Source organism: Nodularia sp. LEGE 04288, assembly GCF_963896525.1.
Lineage (GTDB): Bacteria > Cyanobacteriota > Cyanobacteriia > Cyanobacteriales > Nostocaceae > Nodularia.
In genome coordinates, this window is record NZ_CAWQOY010000157.1 from 20,196 (window position 1) to 27,242 (window position 7,047).

Below are 7,047 nucleotides of genomic sequence, written 5' to 3' on the forward strand. Positions count from 1 at the left end.
ATAAAAGAGTGGAAAAATAGAGTTAAATAAGTCTTCAAATACTTACTTAGCACGTACTAACACGGAATTTATTAATTTTCTGATGGACTGATCTTTGTCAGTTATTTCTTCCCCAGTTGCTATTACATTTAACTAATCATGCAAGCACCCATTACAGTTGGTTCTATCCTGCAAAACCGTTATCGGATCATCCAAATTCTCGGACAAGGGGGATTTGGTAGTACCTATTTGGCGGAAGATCAGCGGCGCTTTCACGAACTTTGCGCGATTAAGGAATTGATTTCTGCCACGGAGGCTGAAGCTTGGGAGAAAGCACAAGCTCTTTTCCAGCAAGAAGCTGCAATTTTATATCAAATAGAACATTCACAAGTGCCGAAATTTCGCGAAAGATTTGCACAAGACCAACGCTTATTTTTAGTTGAGGACTATGTTGCAGGTAAAGCTTACCGGACTCTGCTGAGTGAACGTCTTGCGGCTGGTCAAACTTTCACTGAGGCAGAAGTATTGCAGTTGATTCGCTCTTTGCTGCCAGTTTTAGAGCATATTCATGGTCGAGGGATTATTCACCGGGATATCTCACCGGAAAATATTATTTTGCGCGATGGCGATCGCCAGCCAGTGTTAATTGACTTCGGACTGGTGACAGAACTAGCAACGCGTTTACAGTTTCCAGATAGCACAACGCCAATCACTAGCGTGGGTAAATTAGGCTTTGCTCCCACTGAACAAATGCAAACAGGAAAAGCTTACCCTCATAGTGATTTGTATGCACTAGCGGTTACAGGGATAGTTTTGTTGACGGGGAAAGAACCAACTGATTTATTTGATGTCACTCAACTCACTTGGAATTGGCAACAGTGGGTCAAGGTGAATGCACAATTTGCCCAAGTTCTGAATCAGATGTTAAGTAGTCATGCAGGCGATCGCTACCATAGTGCGGCTGATGTCATTCAAGCATTACAGATTCTGGAAAAACCCCGTATTCCGACTCCAGAAGTCTCCCAATTCCAAACAATCGCTGTCGGTCGTCCCCCCGACTCAGTACCACAGCCCGTTGCACCGCGCAAACCTGAGCAAGTGATTATACCCAGTCGGTCTAACTCAATTTTAGATAGTCCATTGGCGCTGGGTGCTATTGGTAGTGCCGTAGTAATTTTAGCGGGAGTTGGTTCTTGGGCTTTGGTAAGTTCTATCCGCAATCAGTCAAATCAACCACCAGATGTAACGCCACCACAAACTTTCCCTTCACCAGTTGTGACTGGCGAGGAAACACCCACACCAGAACCCACGCCAGAAACCACGCCAGAACTTACACCAGAACCCACACCCATCCGTGTTGAACCTGTAATATTTAGTAGACGGCTGATATTTGCCGCATCTGACACAACCACAGTTGAAGACACTATCAAAGAAAATCAAATCATTCAGTACACATTTTTTGGGGAAGAAGGAGCCAAGTTAACGGCATTTATTAACCAAGGAAATGGCATTTTGCTCACGGTTTTAGATGTCAATCAAGAACCAATTGCTCCTAATGCCCAGCAAGTAACAACCTATGAGGGAATATTGCCGATGACTGGGAGATATATTATTCAGTTGACTCCAGAACCAGAAATTGCCGCAAGCGATTACAGTCTCGATGTTGTGTTAGAAAACCCAGTCATCCCAACACCAACGCCAACGGAAACGCCAATAGAAACTCCCATTCCTATTCCTATTCCCACACCAACAGAAATTCCACTGACCACACCAACACTCACACCACCGCCCATACCTAGACCAGACTTTGGCGCGGAAAATAATGCCCCGACTGATAGCACACCAGAGTTATAAGTGTCTAGGATGTATTACAATTGATATGTATACTTAAAAAGTAATCACCGAATAGATTGTTGAACACATTACTGATTACTGGTACTGATACGGAGGCTGGAAAAACTGTTTTAACAACAGCCTTGGCAGCCTATTGGCAAAAATATTATCCGCAGCGTAGCTGGGGAATTATGAAACCAATTCAATCGGGGATAGGCGATCGCGAATTATATCAAAAGTTATTTTCTTTAGAGCAATCGGCTGAGGAAATTACACCTTTGTATTTTGATGCACCCCTAGCCCCTCCCATCGCCGCCGCTAAGGAAAATCGTAGCGTGGATTTAGCTGTGGTGTGGCAAGCTTTTTCTAAGTTGCGATCGCAGCGTGACTTCTTGTTGGTAGAAGCCTTGGGTGGTTTAGGTTCACCGATCACTGATGAGTTGACAGTGGCTGATTTGGCGGGAGACTGGCGTTTACCTACGGTATTGGTAGTACCAGTCAGATTAGGTGCGATCGCTCAAGCCGTGGCAAATGTGGCATTGGCTAGGCAATCAAAGGTGAATCTCAAAGGTATTGTGCTGAATTGTGTACAACCCCGGACAGATGCGGAAATCGCCGACTGGACACCATCGGATTTGATTCAATCGCTGACTCATACGCCAGTTTTAGGTTGTTTGCCTTATTTGGATAATGTGGAAGATTTGGATAAACTCGCGCAAGTCGCATCAAATCTGGATTGGGAAAGATTAAGCTAATATAGCCTTTGACTCGCAAAGTCTCCCCTCTCCTTAGCAAGGCTACGGCGTACACACAAGTCTTATCTGTCTGCGTTTGAGCCTGTTCTGCCCCCTAAATCCCCCAAGTTTGGGGGACTTTGAAAATTCTTGTTCCTCCATAATTGGGGGTTAGGGGGCGATTCGATCACTTGTGTGTACACGCTAGCCTTGCTAAGGAGAGGGGTTGGGGGTGAGGTTAGTGTATTGGATTAAATCCGCATTCCTCAAAAAACAGGCATGAAATATCCACGCTGAACTCTTTGAGAACGATTAAACTTGGAAAATATCCTCAGTTAGCTGTTACTGAAACGAGCTTGTTTTGATCATGGTTTCCACTTTTCCCAACTCTTCTGTCGATTTATCTCGCGTTCGTCTGGAAATTCGCTCGTTACAACCGCGATTGGTAGAGTGGCGGCGGCGACTGCATCAAAAACCAGAGTTGGGGTTTAAAGAAAAACTCACGGCTGAGTTAGTCTCTAGCCAGTTGCAAGCATGGGGAATTGAACATGAAACTGGTATAGCTCAAACTGGTATTGTGGCTATTATCAAGGGAAATAAACCCGGTTCGGAAAAAGTGTTGGCGATTCGGGCTGATATGGATGCTTTGCCAATTCAAGAACTGAATCAGGTTCCTTATAAATCACAACATGATGGAGTGATGCACGCTTGTGGACATGATGGACATACTGCGATCGCACTTGGTACAGCTTACTATCTTCACAAGCATCGGCACAACTTTAGTGGTACGGTGAAAATGATCTTTCAGCCAGCAGAAGAAGGGCCAGGCGGCGCACAACCCATGATTGCATCTGGGGTACTAAAAAACCCCGATGTGGATGCAATTATCGGGTTACATCTATGGAATAATTTGCCATTAGGAACAGTCGGTGTCCGGGCTGGGGCGTTAATGGCATCTGTAGAATGCTTTAACTGCACCATTTTGGGTAAAGGTGGACATGGTGCTATGCCGCATCAAACCATTGATTCTATCGTCGTTGCCGCCCAAATTGTCAATGCCCTACAAACCATTGTGGCGCGTAACGTTAACCCCATTGATTCAGCCGTGGTAACCGTCGGCGAACTTCACGCCGGAACGAAGCTGAATATCATTGCTGATAAAGCCCGTATGAGTGGGACTATCAGGTATTTTAACCCTAATTTCAAAGGATTTTTTAACCAGCGAGTTGAGCAAATTATCGCCGGAGTTTGTCAAAGTCATGGTGCAAAATATGACTTAGAATACTGGAGTCTTTATCCACCAGTCATAAATGATGCGCGTATAGCGGAATTAGTGAGATCAGTAGCAGAAGAAGTCATCGAAACTCCTATGGGTATTGTCCCAGAATGCCAAACTATGGGAGGTGAGGATATGTCATTCTTCTTACAAGAAGTTCCTGGTTGTTATTTCTTTTTGGGATCTGCCAATCCTGAGAAAGATTTAGCCTATCCCCATCATCATCCCCGATTTGATTTTGATGAAACCGCCTTAGCAATGGGTGTGGAAATGTTTGTTCGCAGTGTAGAAAAATTTTTGAACTGATGAGTATACGTTCGCGGAGCGTGCGCGTAGCGCATACCGCAGAGGACACAGAGAAATAAGAGTTTGAGAGTGTTTTTATGTAAATTTAATGACTAATGACTTTTTCCAAACTTGCACCCTTCATCCAAGAATACATCTACCATCACAACTGGACTGAATTACGACCAGTACAATTAGCAGCTAGTGACGTTATATTTAACACTGATGCTCATTTGTTAATTGCGGCTGCAACTGCGGCGGGAAAAACAGAAGCTGCATTTTTACCAGTTTTGACGCTCTTACATGAAAAACCAGCCAATACTATCGGTGTATTATATATTGGACCGATCAAAGCTTTAATTAATGACCAATTTGAACGCCTCAACGACTTGCTGAAAACAGCAGATATACCCGTGTGGCACTGGCATGGTGATGTAGCACAAAGTCGTAAAAATAAACTGATCAAGAATCCCCAAGGTATTCTGCAAATTACGCCAGAATCTTTAGAAAGCTTGTTAATTAACAAGAATAATGATTTGATGCGCTTATTTGGTGATTTACGATTTGTGATCATTGATGAAATCCATTCCTTTATGGGTTCTGAACGTGGTTGTCAAATTATTTGTCAATTACAGCGTTTAGCCAATTTGACAAAAACCCAACCCCGTCGCATTGGTTTATCAGCCACCCTGGGTAATTATGCAATGGCTGAAGAGTGGTTACGTTCTGGAACTGACAAGTCAGTAATTACTCCGGATATCACCGCAGAAAAACGCCAAATTAAACTGGCTGTAGAACACTTTTATCTTGAGAGTGAAATCGATGAATCAGAAGCCACAGCTTACGAGAAATATATTTTTAACCTCAGCAAATCTCGTAAATGCTTAATTTTCGCGAACAATCGCACGCAAACTGAATCAGTAATTGCATCCTTACGCCGAATTGCTAAAGCACAAGCATTACCAGACATCTATCACGTACATCATGGCAGTATATCTGCTAGCTTACGCCAAGCTGCGGAAAATGCCATACGCGAACCTGACAATCCGGCGGTGACTGCGGCTACTCTCACTTTAGAATTAGGCATAGATATTGGTCATTTAGAGCGAGTCATTCAGTTAGAATCACCTTTGTCTGTTGCTAGTTTTTTACAACGTTTAGGACGCAGTGGTCGGAGAGGTGAAGCTGCTGATATGCGCTTGATTTGTGGGGAAAATCAACCATTATCTGAAGCACCTTTACCCGAACAAATTCCTTGGCAACTTTTACAATGTATTGCCATTATTCAACTTTATTTAGAAGAACGTTGGATTGAACCGATAGAACCGATTAAATATCCTTTGAGTTTGCTATATCATCAGACAATGAGCATTTTAGCAGCAACAGGAGAAATTACACCTGCGGCTTTAGCTAAACAAATTTTAAATTTATCACCCTTTGCGGCTATTTCTTCAGCAGATTTTAAGTCATTATTACACTATTTAATTGATATAGACCACATTCATAAAACAGAACAAGGTAAATTAATTATTGGTTTAGCAGGAGAAAAGATAGTCGGGAAATTTCAGTTTTATGCTGTTTTTGCTGATATTCAAGAATATGCGGTCAAGCAAGGAACAACGGAAATTGGCAGTATTGCCATACCAACCCCTGTGGGTAATCAATTCGCCTTAGCAGGTAGAACTTGGGAAGTTTTAGAAGTTGACTTTAAAAAAAAGGTAATTTTAGTGAAGCAAGTAGCAGGTAAAGCTACTATTTATTGGCGTGGTGGTAGTGGTAGTATTCACACCAGAGTTTTGCAAAGAATGCGGCAAGTATTACTAGAAGATTTAGAATATAGTTATTTACAAAAGAATGCTCAAGAACGTTTAAAATTAGTTCGGCAAATCATCCGAAATGCTGGATTAGATAAACAAAATATTTTACAATTGGAAAAAGGCAAATGTTGTATCTTTCCTTGGATGGGTACAGTGGCTTACCGGACTTTGGAAAGGTTGCTTAATTCCTTTTGTCGAGAATCATTAGAAATTAACAGTATTGGTGGGGTGAATCCCTATTATTTAACAATCAAATTAGGTAAAGATAAATTTAAACTTCTGCAAACAGAACTTGTTTCATTGTGTGAACAAAGAATTACCGCAGAACATTTAGTCAGTTCCGCAGAAGCTCCAGAATTGCAAAAATATGATCAATTTATCCCCCATTCCCTGTTAAGAAAAGCGTTTACGGAAGATTACTTAGATATTATAGAAGTTAAAAAACAAATTTTACTGTGGTAGGTAATTAGAATAATGTCCATTGCTCCTTGGCGAAGCGCGATCGCTCGTGCGCTGCATCGTAATCGTAGCCTTGTTTACGCCCGTTACCTACAACTAGCAACAGTGGGGGAAAATAATCGCCCTGCTAATCGTACCGTTGTTTTTCGGGGTTTTCTGGAAGATAGCAACCAGTTAAAATTTATTACTGATGCCCGTAGTGATAAAGTTGACCAAATACAAAAACAACCTTGGGCAGAAATTTGTTGGTATTTCCCCAACACGCGAGAACAATTTCGGCTTTCTGGTTGCTTAAGTTTAATAGATGATTCTCACCCTCTCCTCCAACCAGCGCGAATCAAAATTTGGCAAGAATTAAGTGATGCAGCGCGGTTACAATTTGCTTGGCCTCATCCTGGTAAACCCAGAGTAGATGAGCCAGAAGCCTTTGAGCCATCACCACCTAATCCCGCCCAGCCAGTGCCAAATTTTTGTCTACTACTACTCGAACCTTTACAGGTAGACCATTTAGAATTGCGGGGTGAACCACAAAATCGCCGAATCTACTACCGCAATGAGCAGCAAGAATGGTCTAGCGCGGAAATTAATCCTTAATCATTGGTCATTGGTCATTGGTCATTAGTCATTGTTCATTGGGAAGTTTATTCTCCCCTGCTCCCTGCTC

The 7,047-nt window shown here is 42.5% G+C and carries 5 protein-coding genes; all 5 read left to right on the top strand.

The window, feature by feature from the left end; genetic code table 11:
• The first annotated feature begins 138 nt into the window (after positions 1-138).
• Positions 139-1,833, top strand: a complete 1,695-nt coding sequence (locus tag AACX33_RS22915) for a serine/threonine-protein kinase (RefSeq protein WP_193998657.1) — start codon at positions 139-141, stop codon at positions 1,831-1,833.
• A 59-nt stretch (positions 1,834-1,892) separates the two neighbouring features.
• Positions 1,893-2,567 (top strand): dethiobiotin synthase, encoded by a 675-nt coding sequence (bioD, locus tag AACX33_RS22920; RefSeq protein ID WP_193998656.1) that lies wholly within the window; start codon positions 1,893-1,895, stop codon positions 2,565-2,567.
• 346 nt (positions 2,568-2,913) lie between these two features.
• The gene (locus AACX33_RS22925; RefSeq protein WP_193998655.1) at positions 2,914-4,128 is read left to right on the top strand and encodes a M20 family metallopeptidase; all 1,215 of its coding nucleotides are present in this window, start codon (positions 2,914-2,916) and stop codon (positions 4,126-4,128) included.
• Between the two features lie 95 nt (positions 4,129-4,223).
• The gene (locus tag AACX33_RS22930; protein WP_193998654.1) at positions 4,224-6,386 is read left to right on the top strand and encodes a DEAD/DEAH box helicase; all 2,163 of its coding nucleotides are present in this window, start codon (positions 4,224-4,226) and stop codon (positions 6,384-6,386) included.
• A gap of 12 nt (positions 6,387-6,398) precedes the next feature.
• The gene (locus AACX33_RS22935) at positions 6,399-6,977 is read left to right on the top strand and encodes an Npun_F5749 family FMN-dependent PPOX-type flavoprotein (RefSeq protein WP_193998653.1); all 579 of its coding nucleotides are present in this window, start codon (positions 6,399-6,401) and stop codon (positions 6,975-6,977) included.
• Positions 6,978-7,047 lie beyond the last annotated feature (70 nt).

What these genes read in the sequence shown, in the direction of transcription:
- AACX33_RS22915 (WP_193998657.1), top strand. Translation starts at nt 139, where the DNA reads ATGCAAGCACCCATTACAGTTGGTTCTATCCTGCAAAACCGTTATCGG.
- AACX33_RS22925 (WP_193998655.1), top strand. Translation starts at nt 2,914, where the DNA reads ATGGTTTCCACTTTTCCCAACTCTTCTGTCGATTTATCTCGCGTTCGT.
- AACX33_RS22930 (WP_193998654.1), top strand. Translation starts at nt 4,224, where the DNA reads ATGACTTTTTCCAAACTTGCACCCTTCATCCAAGAATACATCTACCAT.
- AACX33_RS22935 (WP_193998653.1), top strand. Translation starts at nt 6,399, where the DNA reads ATGTCCATTGCTCCTTGGCGAAGCGCGATCGCTCGTGCGCTGCATCGT.